At 21.5% G+C, this 26272-nt stretch carries 18 protein-coding genes; 3 read left to right on the top strand and 15 right to left on the bottom strand.

Features of this window, described 5'->3' with window-relative positions:
* Positions 1–275 precede the first annotated feature (275 nt).
* The 13 genes from T523_RS01420 to T523_RS01360 all read right to left on the bottom strand — a co-directional run bounded on the left by T523_RS01420 (position 276) and on the right by T523_RS01360 (position 19632).
* Entirely contained in the window at positions 276–2843 is a 2568-nt protein-coding gene (locus T523_RS01420) for a DUF11 domain-containing protein (RefSeq protein ID WP_042707115.1), read from the bottom strand.
* Positions 2844–3395: 552 nt separating this feature from the next.
* Complete coding sequence (locus T523_RS01415) at positions 3396–4871, bottom strand: tetratricopeptide repeat protein (RefSeq protein ID WP_042707114.1); 1476 nt, start codon at positions 4869–4871, stop codon at positions 3396–3398.
* 617 nt (positions 4872–5488) lie between these two features.
* A complete protein-coding gene (locus tag T523_RS01410) occupies positions 5489–6658 on the bottom strand; it encodes a tetratricopeptide repeat protein (RefSeq protein WP_042707112.1) in 1170 nt (389 codons plus the stop codon).
* A gap of 178 nt (positions 6659–6836) precedes the next feature.
* A complete protein-coding gene (locus T523_RS01405; protein ID WP_042707110.1) occupies positions 6837–8009 on the bottom strand; it encodes a tetratricopeptide repeat protein in 1173 nt (390 codons plus the stop codon).
* Between the two features lie 297 nt (positions 8010–8306).
* A complete protein-coding gene (locus tag T523_RS01400; RefSeq protein ID WP_042707109.1) occupies positions 8307–9032 on the bottom strand; it encodes a tetratricopeptide repeat protein in 726 nt (241 codons plus the stop codon).
* 143 nt (positions 9033–9175) lie between these two features.
* Positions 9176–9523 carry a tetratricopeptide repeat protein gene (locus T523_RS01395; RefSeq protein WP_042707108.1) on the bottom strand — a complete coding sequence of 116 codons (348 nt, stop codon included), beginning with the start codon at positions 9521–9523 and terminating at the stop codon, positions 9176–9178.
* 490 nt (positions 9524–10013) lie between these two features.
* A complete protein-coding gene (locus tag T523_RS01390; RefSeq protein WP_042707107.1) occupies positions 10014–11909 on the bottom strand; it encodes a tetratricopeptide repeat protein in 1896 nt (631 codons plus the stop codon).
* A 437-nt stretch (positions 11910–12346) separates the two neighbouring features.
* A complete protein-coding gene (locus tag T523_RS01385) occupies positions 12347–13150 on the bottom strand; it encodes a tetratricopeptide repeat protein (protein WP_042707106.1) in 804 nt (267 codons plus the stop codon).
* 98 nt (positions 13151–13248) lie between these two features.
* Positions 13249–14691 (bottom strand): tetratricopeptide repeat protein, encoded by a 1443-nt coding sequence (locus tag T523_RS01380; protein WP_042707105.1) that lies wholly within the window; start codon positions 14689–14691, stop codon positions 13249–13251.
* Positions 14692–14925: 234 nt separating this feature from the next.
* A complete protein-coding gene (locus tag T523_RS01375; RefSeq protein ID WP_042707103.1) occupies positions 14926–16131 on the bottom strand; it encodes an ATP-binding protein in 1206 nt (401 codons plus the stop codon).
* A gap of 612 nt (positions 16132–16743) precedes the next feature.
* Positions 16744–16953, bottom strand: a complete 210-nt coding sequence (locus T523_RS01370; protein ID WP_052334594.1) for a hypothetical protein — start codon at positions 16951–16953, stop codon at positions 16744–16746.
* A 394-nt stretch (positions 16954–17347) separates the two neighbouring features.
* The gene (gene feoB / locus T523_RS01365; protein WP_042707101.1) at positions 17348–19357 is read right to left on the bottom strand and encodes a ferrous iron transport protein B; all 2010 of its coding nucleotides are present in this window, start codon (positions 19355–19357) and stop codon (positions 17348–17350) included.
* A gap of 38 nt (positions 19358–19395) precedes the next feature.
* Entirely contained in the window at positions 19396–19632 is a 237-nt protein-coding gene (locus tag T523_RS01360) for a FeoA family protein (RefSeq protein WP_042707099.1), read from the bottom strand.
* 614 nt (positions 19633–20246) lie between these two features.
* On the opposite strand from T523_RS01360, the gene T523_RS01355 reads away from it, so the two are divergent.
* Positions 20247–20924, top strand: coding sequence for a 2,5-diamino-6-(ribosylamino)-4(3H)-pyrimidinone 5'-phosphate reductase (locus T523_RS01355; protein ID WP_042707098.1), 678 nt, complete (start codon positions 20247–20249; stop codon positions 20922–20924).
* A 179-nt stretch (positions 20925–21103) separates the two neighbouring features.
* On the opposite strand, the gene T523_RS01350 is transcribed toward T523_RS01355, so the two are convergent.
* Both T523_RS01350 and T523_RS01345 read right to left on the bottom strand, forming a co-directional pair.
* On the bottom strand, positions 21104–23164 hold the full coding sequence (locus T523_RS01350; RefSeq protein WP_084486354.1) for a Coenzyme F420 hydrogenase/dehydrogenase, beta subunit C-terminal domain: 2061 nt from the start codon (positions 23162–23164) through the stop codon (positions 21104–21106).
* A gap of 288 nt (positions 23165–23452) precedes the next feature.
* Positions 23453–24121 carry a histidinol phosphate phosphatase domain-containing protein gene (locus T523_RS01345; protein ID WP_042707096.1) on the bottom strand — a complete coding sequence of 223 codons (669 nt, stop codon included), beginning with the start codon at positions 24119–24121 and terminating at the stop codon, positions 23453–23455.
* Between the two features lie 191 nt (positions 24122–24312).
* On the opposite strand from T523_RS01345, the gene T523_RS01340 reads away from it, so the two are divergent.
* Positions 24313–25203, top strand: coding sequence for a pantoate kinase (locus T523_RS01340; RefSeq protein ID WP_052334593.1), 891 nt, complete (start codon positions 24313–24315; stop codon positions 25201–25203).
* A gap of 23 nt (positions 25204–25226) precedes the next feature.
* Positions 25227–25760 carry a methyltransferase domain-containing protein gene (locus T523_RS01335; protein ID WP_042707095.1) on the top strand — a complete coding sequence of 178 codons (534 nt, stop codon included), beginning with the start codon at positions 25227–25229 and terminating at the stop codon, positions 25758–25760.
* Positions 25761–26272 lie beyond the last annotated feature (512 nt).

The following is a 26272-nucleotide window of genomic DNA, read 5'->3' as shown; positions in this document are numbered from 1 at the left end:
AATTATAAAAAATATAAGCTATTAAAACATGACTATATCCTAAAACTAAAATAAGTTAAAAGTTTAATCTTCTAAAATCTCTAAATAAAAAATAATCATTACAATCAAAAATAAAGATTTATATAGAAATATTCTAAAAAAATAGAAATTTATTATTAAAAAAAAAATAAAAAAATTAAAAAAATTAAATAATATAATTTTAATATTAATATATTTTAATTATAAATATAATTTTTTCAAATAAAATAAAAATTTAAATATGAAATTTTTTAATATTATTTTTTATGTTTAATTGAAATTAAACCAAGTAATATTAATGCTAATAATATAATACTTATTGGATTACCTGTTGCAGGAGTACCAACTGCTTTAGCAATAGCCGCTCCTTTATTATTAGTAAAATTATAAACTGAATTTGAAATTGTTCTTGTATTATTTTTATAATTAATAGTCTTATTATTAGAACCATTATTATTAATAGTTTTATTATTAGAACTATTTGTATTATTAACAGTTTCATTATTATGATGTTTTGGTTTTACAACTTCAATAGAAGAATTTGCTGTTTTATTAGTGGTTTCATTAGATTTTACAAATACAACATTAGTAAAGTTACCAATTTTTGTAGTATTAAAAGTAACTTCAATAATTGCAGTTTGATTAATACCTAAATTTTTTAATAACCATGAATGTTTATCATCATCACCATTAAAAATCCAAACACCATTTATAGGTTTCCAACTGTCATATACAAGACCGTCATAATTGTTTTCAAATATAGCTATATTATTTAACATTATAGTTCCATTATTTCTAACAACAATATTGAAACTAGCTTGATTATTAAGTTCAACGGTTTTATTTAATGCTAGTTTTTCTACATTAAAATCGGGTAAAACATTATCAATATAAGTAAATTTAAAATCTAACAAATTCTGAGAAAATGGAGAAAATAAACTAGCAAATTGATAGACTCTTACAGAACCATTATCAAGGATATCTGTAGCACCATAATCAGGAACTCTAAATCCACCATTATAAATTCCAATAACATCTTTAACGACTTGCTTAATTTTATCATTTACAATAATATCTCTATATATATCAATATTCTCATATTGATACTCAGAAAATGCCCAGACGACTTTTTGAAGTTCAAAAGCTGTTAAATTAGATTTAAAATAATATTTATATAATAATATTTTAAGGTATTCACTAATTGGTTTATTGTTTAACTTATTATAAAAAATACTAGTATCATATACAAAATATTCTTGTCCATTATGAGGCTGATGAATAACAGCTTCAGAACAAAAACCATTAGATGTATCGTTTATAGAAACATTTCTATAATTATCTCCTGTAGTATGTAATAAATTATCAAATGTATAAATATTAGCACTTGTATTTATTAAATTAAAAGTTGAATTAAACCTTGCAATATCATTACCAACATTAGCATGATTATTACTAAATTTAGAGTTTGCTATTGTTAAATTTTTATCTGTAACTATTGCACCACCAAATTTAGATTTACCATTTTTAAATTCACTGTTATTTACAGTTAAATTACCTCCAGCACAAGTAATAGCTCCACCAAAGTAAGAAATGCCATTATTAAATTTGGAATTATTTACATTTGTTAAATAATTATACAAACAATAAATAGATCCGCCATAAATAGCATTATTATTATTAAAATCGCAATCTTTAATATTTAAAACATTATTATTATATACATTTTTATTTTCAAAAAAGATTGCGCCTCCAAGATTAGCGGAGTTATTATTAAATTTTGAATCCATAACTGTAACATTAGAATCACCAAAATCACAAGCTCCTCCTTTTCCAACAAAAGAATACCTAGGAGAATCAGAATTTAAATAATTATTATTAAATCTAGAATTTTTAATAATTATATTTCTTTCTTTATTTGTAATAATAGCTCCTCCACCTTTTCTAGAACTACAATTATCAAAATTACAATTAGAGATAACTGCATCACCAGCTATTATATACAACGCTCCACCTTTATCAATAGAACTTGAATTAGTAAAGTTAGAATTATCTATAGTAAAATTATCATAATTACTAAAGATTGAACCAGAATATATTCCTTCACCAATATCTTTAAATAATGTATTATTAATTGAAATATTAGAATGTGAAGAGAATAATGCTAAACAACTAAATTGGTTATTTAGATTATCAAGATAAGCTTGAGAAATATTTATAACCTTACATTTATTTAAAGTAAAATTTGAGTTATATGAATAAAAAATTCTTCCTTTAGTATTTGAAAAACTTGAATTTATGAAAGTAGCATTAGACTTATTAATTTCCACTAATCCCTCAATAGTATTCTTATCTTCATAACCATTAGTTAAATGTATATTATTTAATTTAACTGTAGATAAAGATACATTAAAAACAATATAATGATTATTTGCATTAATAATATGGTTATTTCCATTAATAATAATAGATTTATTAATAATTAAAATACCATTCTTATTATCATTATCATTATAAATATAATCAGAATTTAAATCAATTGTTCCATTCTTATTAGAATCAATTAAATTCTGTAAATCTGTAAAAGATTTATGACCCGAACTTTTCAAGATAGATACTTGATTTTTATTATTCGAAGTATTTATACTGTTTTCAGAAATATATAAATCATCGTTATCCTGAAAAACAGATAAATCTTGATTATCTAGTGAATCTGTAGAATTACTATCTACTGCACTAACTGAACTTATAAATAATATTATTAAAAAACATGAAAAAAATAATATTAATTTCCTATTAATTTCTTTAATAATATAACCCCCAAACACATCAATTTATATTATATATATGAATATAACATAGATTGACAATGAACAGTATGTTAATAAAAATATATAAAATTTTTTATTCGAACAATGCAAAATAGTTTATAAAAAATGAACTAAAATCTATAATCCCATTAAAGTTATATATAATTTAATATATAATTTACTTAAAACTTGAAAATAAATAAATTTAGAAAAATTGAAGTTATTAAATAAAATTTAAACAAAAAATAGTTTTATAATCATTATATCTACTTTAAATCTAAAAAAATAGAAATACGTTTTTAAAAAAAAAAATAAAATTTAAACTTTAAATAATTTTTAAAGTTTTTTATCTAATTTTACTTTAATATATTTTTTAATACTACTGCTTAAAACCACCAAATTGATTAAAAAATAAAAAATATCTTATAAAAAAATATAATTAAAAAAAAACAATTATTATAAATTTTCTCTTCAAAAGAATATTCTATAAAAAAATATAATTAAAAAAAAACAATTATTATAAATTTTCTCTTCAAAAGAATATTCTATAAAAAAATATAATTAAGAAAATTAATTATTATTAATCTTCTCCTCAACTAAATCTACAACTATTTTAAATAATTTTTCATCATCTTTAAGTTCTGGATGAGCAGCTAATGCTTCTTGATAAGAACCTAAAACCAATTCAGTTGCAGATTGAGAATCATAACCTTCTTTAGATAATAAATTAAATAATCTTTCTTCTTCAGGAGATAACTCAATATCTTCTGGATTTAAGTCATTAAAATCAAGTTCAGTGACATCTTCATCTTCTCTAGATAATTCATCACTTTCTAAATCAGTAGATTCCCCAATACTGTCTTTTTTAGAATCAACATCATTAAATACAGGATTACCTTCATAATCTAATTGATTAGGATTTAATTCTCTACATTTTTCTAAAGCATCATTTGCTTTATTTAATGAATCAACTTGTGTTAAAAACATGTATCTATCAAACCATAAATTAGAATTTTCTGGGAACTTTTTAAGAGATTTTTGATTTATACCTATTGCACGATTAATATCTCCAGAAGATGCAACTGCAAATGAATATTGTCTCCATAAATCAGAATCATCATCATTTAAATCAAGTGCATCTTTAAATGTTAATTCAGCATTTTTAAAATCAGCTAAATTAAGATATATAAATCCTTTAAATGTTATTGCATCTACATTATCAGGATAATTTTTAATTACAGAATTAATAGTATTTAATGCTTCATCATATTTAGCTTGATTAAATAATATTGTAGATTTTAATAATAATGCATCTAAATTATCATTCTCAATTTTTAATACCTCATCAATTAAATCTAAAGCTTCATCAAATTTTTGGAATCTTAATGCACCATTTGCTTTATATAAATATCTTTCAACTTCTGTTTCAACTTCTTCATCAATTTGTTTATATAAATCTTTTAATAATTCATCAATTTGTTCATCACTTAATTCATCTAAATCATTATGATTATCATGATCATGATCACAATCTGGTCCACAAACATCTGCATCTTCATCAAATTCAGGAACAATACCTGTTTTTAAATCTTCACCTTTTAAACCAGTTAAATCTTCAATACCATCTAATACTTCTGGATTATTTTCAAATAAATCATCAACAAATTCTTCAATTTCATCTTGTTTATGTTGAAGATGTAAAATAGAAATTTTAAGAAGATAACCTTCCTCAACATTAGGATCAATATCAATAATTTTTTCAGCATAATCTAAAGCTTCATCTAACTTATTAGAACTTGTTAAAATAAATGATTTAATACTTAATGCACTTAAATCATTAGGATCTTTTTCAATCATAAGATCAACATATTTATCTGCTTTAGTAAAATCATCTTTTGCAAGATATAAGTCAATCATTGCAGGAATAATTTCATCTTTTTTATAATCATTATCAAATAATTCTTCATATAGTTCTAAAGCTTCATCTAATTCATGATTTTCATAATGAGAATTTGCTTCTTTAAATTTTTCTTCAAAATCAACCATTTAACTTCCTCACATTTAATCAATATAATTATAAAATTAATTTTTATTTTAATGATAATTAAAAATTTTAATATCTTATATAAATTTAAAAATTTTTACATAAATAAAACTTTATTTAATATTAATATTTCATATAAATAAACTTATTGATATTATTCATGACTAAAAATTATAATAAAAGTAAATAATTTAAAAAAAAGAACAATGAATATTTTATGTTTAATTAAATAAATTTAAATAAATAATTATTTTATATTTAAAGCTTTGTTGAAATTCTATTATTTTTAAAATTAACTTTCATAAATTTGATTTTAAATTGTTATTTAAATTTTTAGGCATTGTGGAAATCCTTAAAATTTTTAGAATAAACTTTCTTAAAATTGATTTTCATACATTAAATACTGTTTAAATTTTTATAAAAAATAAGATTTCAACAGATTCAATTTTTATAATAGTTTTCAAAAAGCAACTTAATAAAAATTCTAAAAAACATGAAAGAAAATAAAAAAAATTCAACAAGTAATTTAAATAAAAATCTACTAAAAAAATTAAGAAAAATACAATATAATTAAAACAATAAAAAAAAGCAATAATTTAGAATATAAAATATTGAATTATTAGAAAAAGTTATCTAATGTTAATTCTTTTGTTTTATTAGGTTTCTTTTTAAATTCATCTTCTTCAATAGCCTCAAAGTCTTTATCATAATCTAAATCAACAGTATTTTCTTCATCATCATAATGTTTATTTTCCAAATCTAAGTCATATATATCATTATCATCAGAAACTTCACTATCATTATCTTCATATCCTTTAGAACCCACCTTATTTTCAGGTTCTAATTCTAATTCTGCTTCTTCTATATTAATTACACCAGAAGAATAATTAGGATCTTCTGCAGTAGATTCAAGATTATTTATATTAGTGTTTAATTTATCAATAATGGATTCATCATATCCTCCATTAATTAAATAATAACGTCTATCATATAATAAATCTAATTCATTAGGAAATCGTTTAAGAGCTAAATCATTAATTTTCAATGCTTTTTCCTGATTATTTAATGAATCAAATATATCTGCATATTGTTGCCAAATTTCATAATCTTCAGGATTAACAGAAATTGCTTTATTAAATGTAGAATCTGCTAAACCATATTCTTTAAGATTACATAATATAATTACTTTTAATTTTAATGCATCAAAACAATTATTATCTAATTCAAGGATTTTATTAATTATCAATAAAGATTCTTTATCATCCTTTAATTCATGTAAATATTTTGCTTTAATATATAATACTTTAATATCTTCCTTAATATCTAATGCTAAATCTAAAAATTTAATAGCTTCATTATACTCTTCAATATCTGCAAGTACTTTTGCTTTTTCAATATTTAACTCAAAATTATCATCAATTTCATTGTTTAATTCAGCGAAAATATTATTTATTTTGTTTTTAAGTTTAATATCTTTTAAATTAAATTCAGATTCAGTAGAATCAATTATAAAATCTTCATTAATAGAATTATTAGAACAAGAATTTATAGAATTATTATAATTTGAAGAATTAACATCAGAATCCATACCATCAACAGGAGAATTAACATCCTCACCAAAACCAGAATCTATACCATCAACAGGAGAATTAACATCCTCACCAAAACCAGAATCTATACCATCAACAGGAGAATTAGCATCTAAATTAGTATCAAAAGTCAATTGAGTATCCTCTTTTTTAGATTTTTTTGAAGATACTTTATTAAAAATATTATCTAAATTAGACATAAATATAAAACTCCAAATTATTTTAAAATTACTATAATATATAAATAATTTTAATATTTATTATATAAAATATTTACTAAAAAATACTTAAAATTAAAATAAAAAAACAAAATAGTATTAAAATATATAATATCTAAGAAATAGCTAAAAAATTAAAAAATAAGTAATATTAAAAGAACTACCTAAAGAAATCATCTAAAGTAGAATTAACAGTATTTTCTACAACTTTATAATCTTCATTTTTAATGTGATTAATTGGTTTTTTACCACCATCTAAATCATATTCATCAATAAAATGTTTTCTATCTTTATATAATTCTTTATTTTTAGGAAATCTTGATATGGCATCATTATTAAGTTCAAAAGCCTTGATGATTTTTTTATTTAATGCAAGAGACATATAATAAGTTCTCCAAAGATTTACATTATCTAAATCTAAATCTAAAGCAGTTTTAAAAGAAATCTCTGCTTCATCATATTTTTCAAGATCAATATTTACAAGACCTTTAATAGTTAATGCAGGAATATTTTTTTTATCAAGTTCTAATATCAAATCAACAGTATTTAATACTTGTTCATATTGATATGTTTTAAGAAGAACTATTGATTTAAATATTAAGGCTTCTATATTATTTGGGTAAAATTCAAGACTCCATTTAATATAATCTAATGATTTAGAATAATCTTCATTATCAAAATATTCTTTAGCTTTTGAAAATAAAGTATTAAATTCTTTATTATTATCTTCTTTATTATCATAAATTAAGTAATCATATAATGTTAAATCATCCATATCATTAGTTAATTTATAATATACATCATCAAAGAAATTTCTAAAACGTGAAGAAGCTTTTTGATTTTCAAGTTCTTTATATAATTCATCTACAGATGTTTCTTTATTTAAATTATCATCAGAATAATTGATTTCTTTATATATTTCAGGTTTATCTTTTTTAAGAAAATCTATAATTTCCATTCTTTCAGTATTTCTTTTAAGAACCTCAAGAATAGATAATTTAAATGAATATGCAATAGTTGAATTACTATCTATTTCAATCATTTTATTACATATTGTTAATGCTTCATGAAAATTTTTATTATTAAATAATACACATACTTTAGCAGAAAGAACATCTAAATCATGAGGATATTTATCTAAATATAAATCAATATATTTATCTGCATTATCAAAATCATGCTTATCAAAAGTAATCCATAAAATTTTTTTAAGAATATCTACCCTAGTTGAATCTTCATTAAAAAGTTTAATATATAAATTCAAAGCCTTGTCCACTTTTCCTATATTGTATAAAAGATTTGCATGAGTATAAGTTTCTTTAAAATTTTCCATAAAAATACCCTTTTTTAAGTATATGTAAAAAATTATATTAATATTATATTAGTCAATAAAATTAATAAACTTAAGAGTTTTATTAAAAATATACTAATAAAATAAAATATTAAAATGATATAATTAAAAATACATTTTAATTAAAATTCATGTAAAAACATTTATATTTAAGTTTAAAATAGATCATATCCTAAATTTAAAAAATTCAAGAAATCCTATTATATTTAAAAATTTAACTTAATTAAATCTAATTAAAATTAAAAAGTTAAATATTATAATTATTATGAAAAATACAAATTAATTATTCATTTCATAATTATTTAATATATTATTTAAATTATCATTAAATTCTTCATTATCTGGTACTGCTTCTAAAGCATTTTCATTTTCTTTTAATGCTTTATCAAGATTACCATTTAATAATAATGAGTAAACATATAAGATCCATAAATCAGTGTTTCCATCATCAATCTTTAATGCTTTCTTAAATGATCTTGATGCATTATTATAATTACCTAAACTAGATTGTATAATTGCTCTTATTGACCATATTTCAAATGATTTCCTATCAATATCTAGTAAATTATTAATTAAATCAAGTGCATCTTTTTCATCATTTAAATTAAATAAAATTACAGATTTAAATATTAATAAATTTTTATTATCATCAGTAATTAAATCTTTATTAATACTTATTTTTACTTCTTCTTCAACAGTCATAGAGATATTTTGATTATCTAAATCAGAATCTAAATCAAGAAGATTTTCATCATCAATTGAATCTAAGTTATTTAAATCTTTATTAAGTAAATCATCTACATAACTAAGTGCAGTTTCATAATTTCCTTCATCAATAAATGAAAATAATTTTAATAGATCTTTATTTTCCCCTACAAGATTACCAAGTAAAGATTTAAATAGATTCTGCCTATATTCTACAAAGGGATTTACAATATCTTCATATAAAAATGAAAAATCTTCAACTATCTCTTTAGATTTTGTTTTAATTTTAGCTTCTGCCATATTATCAAAATCTTTTAATGTAATATCATCACCTTGCTCTTTTAAAAATCCAAGTGAAATAATTAAACGAGCAAAAGTACGTGAATCATAATTTTTAAGATTTCTAAATAATTTAGTTTTTTCATCATCTTTATTTAAGATATTTAAAATTTTATATTTAACACATATCCTTTTAGATCTTTTGGATTTAATTTTATAAGCCTATCAATTACAGTTAATGCTTCTTCATATCTTTTAAGATTTATTAATCCAATAACTTTAGAAAATAAAACATTAACATTTTTATCATTTAAATCAATATAAATATCTGCAAATTTAATTGCTTGATTATAATCTCCTAATTTTATATAAGTTGATACAATATTATTTATAATTGTTAAATTATTAGAATCCTTATTATATAATCTTAAATAAATATTTAATGCCTTTGAAAAATTACAATCAGAAAAATATTTAAAAGCTTTTTCTAAATCTTCTTTAAATTCTGCCATAATATTCTTACCCTTAACTTATTGAAAGTATAATTTTTAATTTTTATAATTAATTAAATAAATACTTAATAGTTTATTCTTAAATAAAAATTCTAATTAGAAAAATTATTAAATTACTTAATAAGTTTTATACTTAATTAAAATAGCAATAATTAAATAAAATTAGAAAATTAGTTAAAAATAAAAAACTTACACCTAAACAAAATAAAAAAACAAAACATTAAAAAAAATCATACACTTAGATAAAAAACAAACTGCAAAAAACCAACAAACAACTAAAAAAATAAAAAACAAACAGCAAAAAAAACCTAAAAAGAATTAAAAATAAAAAAATGTTGAAATATTTATAATTCCTAGAATTAACTATTTAAAGTTAATTTAGAGTATTAATATTCTTTAAATTTTTATAAATAGTTTTTCAACTAAAAAATTAAAGTAAAATCTATAATAATAAATTTTACATATAAAAAAAATAATTAAAAATTAATTATTATAAAACCTCAAATTTAATGAATAATGAATCAATAAGATTAACTAAATAATCCATATCAATATAATCTTCTAAAATAATATCCTCATTAAAAAATTTTGAATTTTTACCATATTCTAATGATTTTATATAATCTTCAGATTCAGTATCTTTAATTTCAGAAAGCATAAACAATCTATCACTCCAAAAATCAGTATCATCTGGAAATATAGTTAAAGCTTGTTTATTAATATTTAATCCTAAATTATAACTACCTATTGACATTAAAGTTAATTCATATAATCTCCAAAGATTTTTATCCATCTTATTGAGAGTTAATGCTACATTAAATGATTGTAATGTATTAAAAATATCTTTTAAATAAAGATGAGAATATGCTTTAAATACCCATCCTATGAAATTAAATTTATCAAGTACTAAAGCCATATTTGCATACTTTAAAGCATCTTCATATTCTTCTAAAAATAATAAATCCCCTGATTTTAAAAGTAAGACATTAATATTTTTAGGTAATAATTTATCAGCTTCAGTTAAATATCCAAATACATTAATATATTTCTTATAAGTAAATAATAAATTAGCTTTAAGTATAATATTAGTTACTACATCATTTCCATACTTTTTATTATAACTATCAAAGATTGTTTTAAAAAGAAATTCATCTTTATACTCATCATATAAACTTTCATCATTTAATGCTTTATTTTCTAAATTCCTTAAATTAGTTTCATAAAATAATACATAATCTTCAATATCCTTACCATTCTTATTTACTAATTTAAAATTATCTTTAACAGAAAGTTTATTTAATAATAAATCTTTTTTATAAGTATTAACATCTGAATCTGTAAATAAAAATAGATTTAATATATCATTTAAATTAAAATTAAGTTTATTTTTTTTACCTGTAAATATTGATGCATTTTCAAATAGATTAAGGAAGAATTTCTCAAAATCTTCTTCATCAAAATCTTCTTCATCCACTTTTTTATCATCAATAAAATCATTTTCAAGAATATAATCATTATTATGATAAGGTTTATCTTCAACAATAAAACTAATTAAATCATCATTTAATAAATCGTTTTTCTTATTTAAGTAATCATCAACAATATCAGGATATTTTTCTGCAATTTCATCTGCAACCCTTTTTGCTTGTTTGGAATTATCCTTAAACATGTATAAATCAAATTTATCAAGAAGTAAATCTAAATTTGATGGGAATAATTTTAATGCTTTATTAACCTCAGTTACTGCTTTTTTAAGATGTCCTGAAAATATACATGAAGAAATAAATTCTCTCCAAATAAGTAAATCAGAATTATCAATTGAAAGAGTTTTCTGGAATGCTTTCATTGATTTTTCATCTTCATTTAACACATATAATATTTGAGCTTTAAATTTCCATGCATCATAATTTAAATTATCTAATCTAATTGTTTTATTAAAAAATTTAAGAGAATTCTCATAATCACAAATATTATATAAAACAAAAGCTTTTAAATTTAAAGCTAGAATATCTTTAGGTCTTAATTTTAATGATTTATTTAAATAGATTAATGATTCGTCAAATCTTTCAAATTTAATTAAAAATTGTGCTTTATTAATATATAAACTAAAATCAGTTAAACCTAATGAATCAAATATTTTAAAAGAAGTATTTAAAAATTTATCAATTTCTTCATCATCAAGTTGTAATTCAGTAAATCTTTCAAAATATTTTACAAGCTCATTAAAATCACCTTTAGAAAGATATGAATAGATCATACGTGGTAATATTTTTGATTCATCAAAATTATTATGATATAAGTTATTATAAATTTCCAAAGCTGCATCATATTCTTCATTATTATATAATATATTTGCTTTTTCAAAATCCTTATCAAAACTTGACATAAAAAAATTCCATGATTAAGTTAATAAATAAAAAAATATTAAACTATTTAAGATTTAATAAAACGAATACTTTATAATAATATCCTCTTAGAATATTTCAATTAATTAAATATTTATTAAAACTAATAATTAAATTTTTATAAATGATTCAGAATATTACTTATTTAATTAGATGTAATACATTTAAATTTCATATACTATTTATTAATAATATAATACACTTAAATTCCCATAAAAAACTCACAAAATTAACTACTAATCTATAATATAATACAAGCAAAATGAGTTATGCAGTGGCCTTATATTGTAATAGTTCTTCATACTAATCTAAAATATAATACAAGCAAAATTCCCATAAAAAACTCATAAAGTTAACTATTAAATATAATATAAATATTTAAGAGAAAAAATCTAAAATATTCAAGAAAAAATCCAAATTAATCATTAAAAAATTCAGGTTTTAATTTTTTAACTTTTTCTAAAGCATCATAAGCAGATAAATAATCATTAATACTTTCAAATAATTGAAATCTATCATACCATAAAATATAATTATCTGGAAAAATCTTTAATGATTTCTTATTTACTTCTAATGATTTTTTTAAATCTCCAGTATATGCATATGCGAAATAAACTTGTCTCCAAATATTATAATCTTTATTATATATAGATAAAACTTTTTTAAAAACATCAATACCTTCATTTACATTTCCATTATTTAAAAGAATATATCCTTTATATTGAAGAGCAAGATAATCATTAGGATTATTATTTAAAATATTATTTAATATATTTAAAGATTCATCAAACTTATTTTGATCATATAATAAAATAGCTTTTAATTTAGAACTAATAGTATCATTAGGATACTTTTCTAAAATATTATTAAGGCAAATCATTGCATTATCCAATTTTTTAAATTGAATAAAAATTTTAGCAGAATTTAAATTAAACTGATAATCATCAATATCTAAATTTTTAAGTAAATCTAAACAGTTATTTAAAATTATTGTATTCTCATTAAGATTTGAATCAGATAAATATTTATTAAAAATTTCAATACAAGAATCAAAATCATCTAAAGCAATATATGAATTAACAATATAAGGGATAACTTTTATTTTATTATAATCATTAATTAATAAATTATAATAAATATTTATAGCCTTATCATATTGTTTATTTTCAAATAAATTGTTTGCTAAGTTAAAATCATTATTATAAGAATTATTATCTGTCATATTAATTATCATCACGATTCTAATTTAATAATAAAAATATATAAAAATATATTAGTATTTAAAACTTAAATTAATTTTTACATACTATAATTAAATAGCTATTGAAAATTAAAAAATGAATCTAAAGTAGATTCACGGAGATTATGCATTTTAAGATGGTTATTAAAGTGTTTATTCTTAGAGTGATAATTTAAGTTTTTTGATGAATCTTTATTTTTTATAGAATTTAATTCACTTGAATTTTTATCTAAATTAGTAATAGAAGAATTTAAGTCATTAGATTCAGACTCATCACAAACATTATTAAACTCAACAAAATCATCCTTAGAAGACTCATTACAAACATTATTAGATTCATTGAAATATTCTTTAGAAGAGTTTAAATCATCATTTTTAATATCAGAAGAATAATTGGAAATTTCATCATTTTCATTTGAAATATCATCAATTAAATTACCATTCTCATCAAAATTAAATAATGAATCAATATCAATAGGATCTTTATTGAAATCTTTACTATAATCTTCAGTAATTATTGGTATATCAATATCCTCAATTTCAAATGTTGTTAATTCCTCTGAATCATTTTTATTAAAAGAATCATCAATTAAATTATTAGTAATAGATTCATCCTCTTGAATATCACTATCAACTTTATTATTATTAATATCTCCATTTAAATTTTCATCATTACTTATTAGAGATATATCTGAATTTGTATATTCTTCTTGATTTTCATCATAAGAAGAATTATCCTCATTAAAATTATCTACATCATATATATTATTATCCATAGAAGAGATAAAATCATTTATAATATTATGATAATTAGAATCTTCTTTTTCAGATAATCTATTGTTTTTAGAATCCATTGAATTGTCTTTAATTTCAAAAGAATCATCAAAGTCTAAATTATTAGCAGTAACAAAACCTAAATCCTTATCATCAAAAACATGACCTAAACCACCGACCTCATCCAAATCAGCACCCTCAGACCTAACCTCATTACCATGAACTAAAGAATCAGCAGTAACAAAACCTAAATCTTCTGTTTCTTGAATTTTACTATCATTATTATTAATAGTAGAATTATTATTAAAATGAGATAATTCTTCATCACTAATTAAATCTACTCCTATCTCTTTTTGAAAACTTTTAATTTCATTAATTTCGCCTAAAAGCTTAAGAGAAGCTAATTTAATCATAATTGCAGAATCATTTAAAGAATCTTTTTCTAATATATTATTGGCAATTTCTAAGGATTCATTAGCTTTATATTTTTTAAGTAAAATAGATGCTTTTAAAATTAAAAGCTCATAAAGAGATGAATTATCATCAAGATAATTATCTAAATATTCTAAAACTTTGTTTGTATCATTGTTTCTTAAATAAAATTTTATTAAATATGGAAGAATAGTATCAACATCATAATCTGCTAAAAGTAATTCATTAAATATTTCCATAGATTCGTCAAAGTCATGATTTTCATATAAAGAACATGCATTCAAAAACTTTTCATCTAAATTTTTCTTATTAGACATGATACTACCTCCTTTATTAAATAAAGTAAAAATAAATATAATTTTTCTCATTTATACTTCAAATAAAGAATCACAAATTAAATTAATTTAAATAAGAAATAAAATACCAGTTCAAATAAATCACAAATCAAAAAACAATCCAAATAACAAATAAAATACTAATTCAAATAAACCACAAATCAAAAAACAATCCAAATAACAAGTAAAATGATATTAATATATTTTAACTTATTACTAAAAATCATTAGATAATAAAAAATCAATAATATTAAGAATCTTAATTCCTTGAATATTTTTTATATGTGTCTTATCAAAACTTATAATAATTTTATCATAATTATCTTTTATTGAATTTAAATCATTTAATTTCCCATTTAACAATTGATCATCTAAATTTTTAAGTATTTGAATATAAACTATCTTATCTACTTTTTTAGCCATAAAGTCAATATTATGCTTTTTATATTTAACAGTTGAAACCTTATAATCTCTTCTTAAAAGTTCAAAATATACTAAATTTTCAAGAACACCTTTTGAATATTCATCATCAAATCCAAGAATATAATTTCTAAGTCCTAAATCACAAAGATAATGTTTTTCAAGTGTTCTTAAATATACATCACATTTAAGATTAAATCTTTTAACTGGATAAAAAAGATATGATTTATCAAAGTATTTTAAATAGTCTAAAACTGTTGTTGGAGTAGTTTTTACACCTTCAGTTAAAAAATATTCTGTAATTTTTTTAGAGGAGAAATATTCTCCTAAATTATTAATAGTAAAATAGAATATTTCATTAAGAAGTAGTAGATTTTTAATTTTATACTTAGATATTAAATCTTTAACAATAATTGTATTGTATATACCTTCAATAATATTATTAAAAATTAAATCTGATTTTTTATGTTCAAAAATTACTGGAAATCCCCCATAATGAAGATAATCCTTAAATTTACTATTAATATCTAAATTATCATCCCAATACTCATCATTAAATTTTAAATATTCTTTAAAAGATAATGGAAGTACATTTACTTCAATTATTGGCCATGAAACATATTTTGATAATTCATAGTCTTTAATATCACCACATAGGCCAGAAATAAAGAAATCAACATTATTGTAATCAACTGAAAGTGAATTTACAACTTCATACCATTTATCTACTTTTTTAACATTATCTAGAAGAATATAATTCATTTTATCATTTAAAATATTTTCTGATAAAAAATCATAGAGTTTAATGTAATCTAAATATTTTTTATTTTTTAATGAGTCAAAATTTAGATATATTACATTCTTTTTATTTTCTTCTAGATTATTAGCAAATGATAATAAAATACAAGATTTACCACTACCATGAACTCCAGTTAATATCTTAAGAGTTTTAGTATTTGCAAGATCATTTAATTGATTAATATATAAATCTCGTTTTATCATTCTCTAATCCTAGCCTTATATCTAATAAATCTTTAAATGATTATTTTTATATTAATTATAATATTTATATTTTTATAAAAAAATAATATTAAATTAATTAAATATTATTATTTTAAAAAATAATATTTTATAAAAATATTAAAGTTATTATTTTATAAAAGAATAAATTAAAAAAATAATTAATTAATAAATAATAAAGAAATAATAAGTATAAAGTAAAATAAAGTCAAAGAATACAAAATACAATAATTAAATAAAATTTAAATATAAATATCGAGTATTAACAAATAAAAAACAAATATTTAATAAATAGATAAAAATAATATGATAAAATTATAAAAAAAGCAATATTAAAATTTTTAAACTTTAAAAATCTTATAAAAACTTTAAAATTTAAATTAAAAATACTATAAAAACAATATAAACAGAAATAATAAAAAACAAAATAATTATTTACAACAACCAAAGAAGAAGTTTTTAATCTTCATTAAAATTTTATGAAACTGAGTTTCATCTTTATCATCTTTTTTCTGACAACATGGTGGTCTTACATGATCTTCCATTATTACACACCCCATTTTTTAAATACTTGACTTAATTAAAAATAAAATCTTATTTTGCTGCAATTTTATTTTTAATCATAGATTTAATTTTTTCAATAAATTCAAATTCATCTTCATATACTATTTTATTCATATAACCACAATTTGGACACATTGCTTCATTACATTCTTCACATCCACAACAGCCAATTCCATCACATGTTCCTCTAGTTTCTTCAGGATCATATTCATATCCACAGATTCTACATTTCATTTTCATTTTATCACCATTATATTAACTGTATAAACGATGGAAACTTATTTTTTAAATAAATTAAATTTAAGAATAAAAAAATTACTAATAAATATAAAAACTAAGAAGGAAATTAGATAATTTTTTCTTAAAATTTAATCCAAGATAATAAAAGTACTAATTAATGTCACATGCTCATTACTTTTGATTATCTTGGTCTTTTTCTTCATTTTCTTCTAATTTAATACCTTTTATATAAGATCTAGATTTCATATAATCACCTCAATTAACCATATATTTTATATAAACCATGATAAGAAGAGTATTCTTTACATAGATTTATTAAAATTAAATAATTGATTATAAATTTGTATAAATTAGAAACAAATTTTAATCAATAACAATTTTATGTTTTTAATTTTTAATGGAATCCTAAAAGTAATCCAATATGGAATACAGCAAATGATACTACATATGCAGTAATTAAACAAGTACATACCATTACAGCAGGCCATTTCCAACCATTAGATTCTTGTTTTATAGTACCTAATGCTGCGAAACAAGGTATATATAATAAACAGAATACTAAAAATGCATATGCTGTAAGTGGTGTAAACACTGAAGTAATTCCTGCAGTAGCTCCACCAGGGAATGAACCAAATACTGAAGTTAAAGTTGCTACAATAACTTCTTTAGCTACCATACCAAAGATTAATGCAGATGAAGCTTGCCAGTTACCGAATCCTAATGGACTAAATATTGGTGCAATAAATGTACCTATTTGACCAATGTAACTTGCTTGTGATCCATAATCAACACCAGCTGGGAAATAACTTAATACCCATACAATAATTGCTGCTGCTAAAATAATAGTACCTGCTTTCCTAACAAATCCCCATGTTTTTTCACCAGTATGCATAAGAACACCTTTTACAGTAGGGATTTTATAAGTTGGTAATTCCATTACAAATGGAGTACTTACTCCTTTAAAGAATAATTTTTTAATAATAGCTGCTACAATAATAGCTACAACAACTCCAAGTAAGTATAATGAGAAAATTACATTTGCTTGTGATGAAGCAAAGAATATTCCTACAAATAAAAGATATACTGGTAATCTTGCAGTACAAGACATAAATGGTATAAGTAACATTGCAACTAAACGATCTTCCTCATGTTCAAGTGTACGTGTTGCCATAATTCCAGGTACTCCACAACCAAATCCAAGAATCATTGGAATAAATGCTTTTCCATGAAGTCCTAAAACTTTGTGCATAACTTTATCCATTACAAAAGCAGCTCTTGCTAAATAACCACTATCTTCTAATATACTTAATAATAAGAACAGTAAAACAATTTGAGGAACGAAACTTAAAACACTTCCAACTCCAGAAATTACACCATCAGATAAAAGTGAACCTAAAGCATTTTGACCAACTAATGCAACAGTACCATCTGCAATTGCAGTAACACAAGAATCAAGCCAATCTTGAATTGGTGAACCTAAAGTAAAGGTAACTTGGAAAACAATATACATAATAATTAAAAATATAGGAATACCAAGGACTCTATTAGTTACGATTCTATCAATCTTTTCAGTCATAGTTGGTTTTGGGTTTTCAGGAAGTTTTACACATTCCTTAATTAAACCATCAATAAAAGCATAACGAGCATTAGCAATTGCTTCTGCTGCAGATACCCCATAAATATCTTTTAGATGATCTTTAACTTTTCTTACTTCTAAAAATATTGGATTAGACATAGAAGATTGTTGAACTTTATCCATTACAATTTCATCATCTTCTAATAATTTAATAGCAGTCCAATAAGGAGATACATCAAGTAAATTTTTATCTTTTGAGATTAATTTCTCTAAATCACCTAAATGTTGCCTTAATTCATTACCATAAACAAGTTTATTTTTACTTTCTACAGGATGATCTTTAAGATTTTTAATCATTTTAATAAGGTCATTATGACCAATATCTGAATTAGCTTCAATTTGAACTACAGGAAGACCTAATAATTCAGATAATTTATCTACATCAATATCTATACCATCTTTACGTGCTAACTTATTCATATTAAGAGCAATACCTAAATTTGCATTTAATTCCATCATCTGAACTGTTAAATACAAATTACGTTCTAAATTAGCTGCATCAATAACATTGATAATTGCATCAGATTCTTCATCTACAATAAAATCTCTTGAAACGATTTCTTCAATAGAATGAGCACTTAATGCATAATTTCCAGGTAAATCAATAACATCAATTCGATTACCGTCTTCTTCAAAGTGACCTGAAGCTTGTTCTACTGTTTTACCTGGCCAATTACCAACATGTTGATGAAGCCCAGTTAAATTATTGAATAAAGTGGTTTTTCCTACATTAGGATTACCTGCTAATCCAATTTTAATATTCTCCATAAACAATCTCCATTATTAATTATAAAAGTAAATTAAAATTATTCAACATCAACTTCAATATTACGAGCTTCTTCTTTTCTTAAACAGACAGAATATCCTTTAATTTTATATTCATAAGGATCCCCTAATGGAGCAATTTTTTTAAGTTGGATTTTTGAACCTTTAACAAAACCCATACCCATTAAATGACGTTTTAATTCACTACTTCCTCCATCATTATAGGAAACTAATTTTCCTTCTTCACCTGTTTTTAATTGATCTAAACTTTTAATCATTGAAATCCACCTTCTATTTTAAAATTGAAATTAGTTAAAAATTTTTAATTCACTTTTTTTCTAATTAAATATAATTACTAATTAGAATAATAATTCATTAAAATCCTAAAAATTTACAATAATATAAGGACATAATTTTAGAACTTTTAATAAATTTAAGAAATTTAGAAATTTATTAAAAATATTTAAATTTAGTTGTACCTAAACTTCTTAATTAAAAATTAGATTGAACTAATATATAAATGTTTAGTTATACCTAAAAATCAGATAAAAAAATTTAGACAAAAGTAAAAAAATTTACAATAATAAATATGAAAAAATAAAAAATAGTTTTGTTGAAATCCTCAAAATCTTTTGAATAAATTTTCTTAAAATTGATTTTAAAGCATTAATTATTCTTTAAATTTTTATAAAAAATAGTTTTCAACAAACTCTAAAAAATAAAAAAATATAATTAAATATATTTTATAAAAAATATTACTTTATTAAAATTTTCTTAAATTTTCAAGTATTAAAACTGTTTAAACTATTAAAAATAAAATTTTAACAGACTCAAAAAAATATAAAAAACTTACTATATAATATATATTATAAAAAAATAATAAGTTGATAATATGAAACCTTATGTAATACTTAATGCTGCAATGACTTTAGATGGAAAAATAGCTACAAAAACAGGTTCATCAGAAATATCATGTAAAGAAGACTTAATAAGAGTTCATAAACTTAGATATGAAGTTGATGGTATAATGGTAGGAATAAATACTGTAATTGAAGATAATCCAAAACTCACAGTATCTAAAATACCTGCTAAAAAAGAAGATAATCCAATACGTGTAGTAGTAGATAGTAAAGGAAGAACACCACTTAATTATAAAATATTAAATGATATGGCGCCAACAATCATTGCAGTAGCAGAAGAATATACTAAAACTAAAAAGGTTAAAAAATTATCAAAATATGCAGATATTTTCCCATCAGGAAAAAAACATGTAGATTTAGTTAAACTAATGGATTATTTATATAAAAAAGGAATTAAAACACTCATGCTTGAAGGAGGTTCAACACTTAATTTTTCAATGATAAAAGAAGGATTAATTGACGAAATTAGAATTTGTATTGCTCCTATGGTTGTAGGTGGAAAAGATGCAAAAACATTATTTGATGGAGAAGGTTTTAATTATATGAAAGACAGTGTAAAATTAGAATTAAAAGATTCATATAATATAGATACTGATTTAATTTTAGAATATAAAGTTTTAAATTCTAAATCTAATAATAAAACTTGTTAAAATAATATTAAAAATTATTCTTATTAAAAGTTTAAATTATTAAAACTCATTAATCTTAAATAAAAAATAGAACCTAAAAAAAACCAATAAAACCAAAAACCCACTAATTTTAAAATAAAAAATAGAACCTAAAAAACCAATAAAACCAAAAAATAATTATAAAAATTAAAAAAAAGAAGTTATAATAATTTATAAACTTCTTCCATAAATTTGAGTTGACCAATACGTTGCATAGTAGTTCCAACTCTCTCTTTTTGAGGTTTAATACCATATTTATTGTAAACTTTAATAACAGCACCAATTAATTTTATGATATCCTCCTCATTATCAACATTTAAGGTTAAACCTTCAACGATTTTACGACCACTCATTCCACCAATATGAAGATTATATCCATCATATTTAAGGTCTTTTGCATCATGAGGACATGCTTTAATACATTTTCCACAACCAATACATACATTATAATCAGTATGAGCAAGGTCTCCTCTTATTTCAAGAGCATCTACTTTACATACATCAGCACATCTTCCACAACCATTACATTTTTCTTCAATAGTTTCAGGTAACTTATATCCATTAATACCAAAGTCAGCTACTTGTGGTCTTACACATTTATTAGGACAACCACTAATTGCAACTTTAAATTTATATGGTGCAGGATTTTCTTTAAATTTATCATCAATTTTTTTAGCAAGAGCAGTTGTATCAATTAAACCAAGACGACAATTTTGATCTCCAGGACATGCAAGTACAGACCTTACAAGAGGTCCTTCTGTACCATTTCTAAATCCTGCTTTTTGAAGATCTAAAATCATAGGTTCAACATCTATTGGTCTAACAGAATGTAACTCAAATTCATCCCTATTTGTAAGTTTAATTTTAGCATTATATTTTTTAGAAATATCTATAATACTTTGAACTTCTTCTTGACTATAAAAACCAGAAGGATTTGCCCTCATTCTTATGAAATAATCACCATCAATTCTAGGTGATGCTCCACCATAATCACTATTCCAATAATATGAAATAAATTCATCATTATCAAAACGTTCTTTTATGTTTTTATTAAATCTTTTAAGTTTGAAGTCTCTTAAGAATTGTACTTTAGATTCATCTACTCCTTCTTTTAAAGGAATAATATTTTTAATATCTTCACCTTTTTCTGTTCTAATAATAATAGTAGAGTATCCTTCTTCACTTCCAACAGAACCAACTGAAACATCTGCAAGATCAGAATCAAAGTCACGACAGAATTTACAACCAGATGCTAATTTAATATCTTTAACTGGAAGTTTAAGTGTATCTTCTTCAGTTTCAATAATAAATTTACCATTAGTTACATTGAATTTTTTAACATTATTAATATCAATATCATGTTCTTTTAAAAGGTTTGAAAGAGTTTCTTCATCAAATTTTTCAGTACAGAATAAACCAATTAAATATTCGATTTTAGGAAGTTTAGCTGCTTTACCATCCCAACCTAATTCAGGATCATGTTTTGCATGATATGGGAAGTATTGTAATTTTCTTAATCCTTCAATTTGACATGGAAGTCCAACAACTGCTACTTTTTCAGCACCTTGAGCATGAGCTTCTTTTAATGCTTCTAAGGTAGAAATAGTATATTTAGATTTAACAGTTTGTTTTAATTCATCAGGAGTTTTAACAATCATTGAAACAGGTTTCCACTTTTCATCCCCAACAACGATAGCTGCATCAATTTTTTCAGATTCTAAAAGATATTTTAAGAATGAGCTTACTACACCACCATCTTGTCCATCAAGTGTACCTTTACCATAATAATATTCTTCTTTAAAGTTTTCCCTAATACTAATTTGGTATCTAGCTGAACCCATTCTAGGACAGACTTCCATACACATACCATTACCATCACGTCTACATTCTTGAACGAGATGTGGTGTATCTGTAAATTCAATTAAATTGTTTGGACATACAATACTACAAGTACCACATTTAGCACAGAATTCATTATGTACAATACTATTTAATGCCCAAGTATAATCTTCTGGGTCTTTAAAATTTTCATCTATAAAGTCTTGTAAAGAACCCATTTTAGAAATAACTTCATTAATAATATCTTCTGTAACTTCAACATGCCTACTTTTAGCTAATTTTAATGCTTCTTTGTCCACATAATCATTGATTTTAGATTTCATATATTCCTTATCTTCATCAGGAATAGTTTCAATAAATTTATCAAAAATTCTGCTAATCATATTATCCCTAATTATAACTTTTATAATTAAAGTATTTAAATATTTGATATCTATATAAATACTATATAATAAAAAAATAATAAAAAAATAATACAGATAAAAAAACTTAATAATACTTTTTAAATTTAAAATAATAGAACAAACCACTATTTTTAAAATAAATAAATAAATAAATTTATAAAAACTTAAAATTTCAAATAGATAATTCTAAAAAAATAAAGAAAATATAAAATACTAAAAAAATAACTCTCAAAAAAGATAAAGAAAAAATAAAAAATATAAGACATTCTAAATTAAATCATGCTTTTTAAGAATATACTTTGGATTATCAATAACAGCTTTTTTTGCTTCATATTCAGATAAACCTGCACCTAAAGCTATATTATATGCTTTATCAAAATTTACTAAATCTTCAGGAGCATGTGTATCAGTATCAACAACTAAACGATTACCCACTTCAGAAGCAATATCTGCAACATGACCATTACCAAGACAATGACCTGCTCTACAACTAATTTCAAGAGCAATATCATTTTCTTTAGCTAAAATTGCATCTTCTTTTGAAATTAAACCAGGATGACCAATAATATCTACTTCAGGACACAATGCTGCAGCATGATTTGTACCTTCAACTACAGGTTCAGATAAGGTTTCACCATGAACTACAACAATTTTAGCACCTAATTCTCTTGCTCTAATTGCAAGAGGTTTAATTGAAGAAGGTGGAACATGAGTTATTTCAACTCCAAGTATAACATTAATATCCCAATTATTATTTATATCATCAATTGCATTTTGTATATTAGTAATATTTTCAATATTATAATAATCAACATGATCAGTAATAGCTATATCACTATGACCTAAAACATATGCTCTTCTTGCAAGTTCTGAAGGAAGTAGCTCACCATCTGAAAATAGACTATGCATGTGTAAATCAATTCTTTTATTAGTCATTTTAATCTCCAATAAAATCTCTAACTTATATGATTATATGAATTAATATATTAAAATAATTTTATATTAATCTAAATTTAATATAATATATAATATTATTATAATTAATAAGTTTTTTAAAAAGTTAAATTAAATAAATTAATTAATTCAAACTTAAAAATTAAAAAATCAATAAAAACTAAAGGGGTAAAATGATTTCAGTATTTGTACCTGGACATATAACTGGATTTTTTTCAATATTTCCAAAAGAAAATAAATTAAAAAAAGGATCATTAGGTTGTGGAGTTTTACTTGATAAAGGAGTTACTTCAAGTATTAAAGAAAGAAATAAAGATGGAATAAATATTAAAATTAATGGTAAAAATGATTCCTATCATACAATTATAAGTAAAGAAACAATTGATATAATAAACAAAGATTATCAAATAGATAAATATCTTAATAAGCTTGATATAAATGGACTTGAAATTAATCATAATATTGAAGTACCTATTGGATGTGGATTTGGAACTTCAGCATCATCAAGTCTAGGAGTAGCAATATTACTAAAAGATACTTTAAATTTACCAATTACTTATGAAGAAGCTGGAAAATATGCTCATCTTAGTGAAGTTTCTTTAAATTGTGGACTTGGTGATGTAATAGCAGAGATGTCTAAAGGAATTGTACTTAGAACAAAACCTGGAGCACCAGGTTTTGGAAAAACAGAATATATTAACTCAGATTATAAAATAGTATCAAAATCATTAGATAAAATTGATACATCAACAATAATAACAGACCCAGATTATCAAAAAAGAATAACAAAAGAAGGAATTAAAGCACAAAAGGAATATTTAAAAAATCCATCAAGTAAAAATTTTATAGAATGTTCTTATAATTTTTCAAAAAAGATTGGCTTATTTAATAATGAAATTATTGATTTAATAGATGAATTTAATGAATTTTGTATTGGTTCATCAATGGCTATGATTGGAAATACAGTATTTGGATTATGTAAAGATACAAGTACTTTAGATAAAAAATACACCATCAATAATATTGAAAACAATGGAATACAAATTAAAAAGAACAATATTTAATAATTAATAAAAAATGTGAGTACATGATACAACTTAACTACAAGATGAAACTATATAGAAAAAACCTTAAAAAAATATTAAAACCTACTGATACAGTAATAGAACTTGGATGTCATGTTGGTGGAAGTTCTAAGATTATTGCAGAAATAATAAAAGAAGGTAAATTAATAGCAATAGATAATAGCCCAGAAGCAATTCCAAAAATGAAAAAATTAGAAGAAGAATATGATAATATCAAATTTATAAGTGGAGATGTGAGACTCCATAATATTATTCAAGAAGCTTGTAAAATAACAGATAAATGTGATTTATTATCTGTAGATTTAGGTGGAGGATATCATCCAGATACTGTATTTAAAGTATTTTACATATGGTCTTCAACATTTAAACCAAAAAATTCAATTATTAGAAACAAAGGATTAATAGATTTTGTAAATACTTCATATGTTGAAGAAGATTTAATATCAAAAAATGGTTATTTAGATTCATATGGTGATGAAGGAATCCCTCCACAAATTAAAGAATTCAATTTATGGACAAATTCATTAAAACAATAAATAATTACTAAAATTAATGAATTTGTTAATACTTAATATAAAACTAATTTACTACTAATTTTAATTATTAATTTTTTGACTTTGTTAAAATTATTTTAATTTTTATAATAAACATTTTTTAAACTCATTTTAAAGTATTAAGTACTGTTTAAATTATTATTTCTAATAGACTTAATTTTTAAAAAATACTTCAGAATTTAATAAATTTTTAATATTTTAAAAAATACTTTAAATAATTTTTTATAGAATTTAAATAAAATTATATAAATTTTAACAATATCTAAAACTTATATTATCTAGAATTTAATTTTTATGCTATTTACTTTAATATTAAAAAGAAATCATGTCTTAAATTTAAATAATTAAGAAAGCTAAAAATTTTATTATTAAATTATAATATCTATTGAATTTAGAATTTTTAAACAAAAATCAAATAATATATAAGTATTATCTTATAAAAAATAGTGTATGTTAAATTATTTAATAATTTAATATATTTTAAAAAATTAAAA

The sequence above is a fragment of the Methanobrevibacter wolinii SH genome, assembly GCF_000621965.1.
Taxonomy (GTDB): domain Archaea; phylum Methanobacteriota; class Methanobacteria; order Methanobacteriales; family Methanobacteriaceae; genus Methanarmilla; species Methanarmilla wolinii.
Note: the sequence above shows the minus strand (reverse complement) of the source record. Positions and strands in the feature narration are given on the sequence as shown.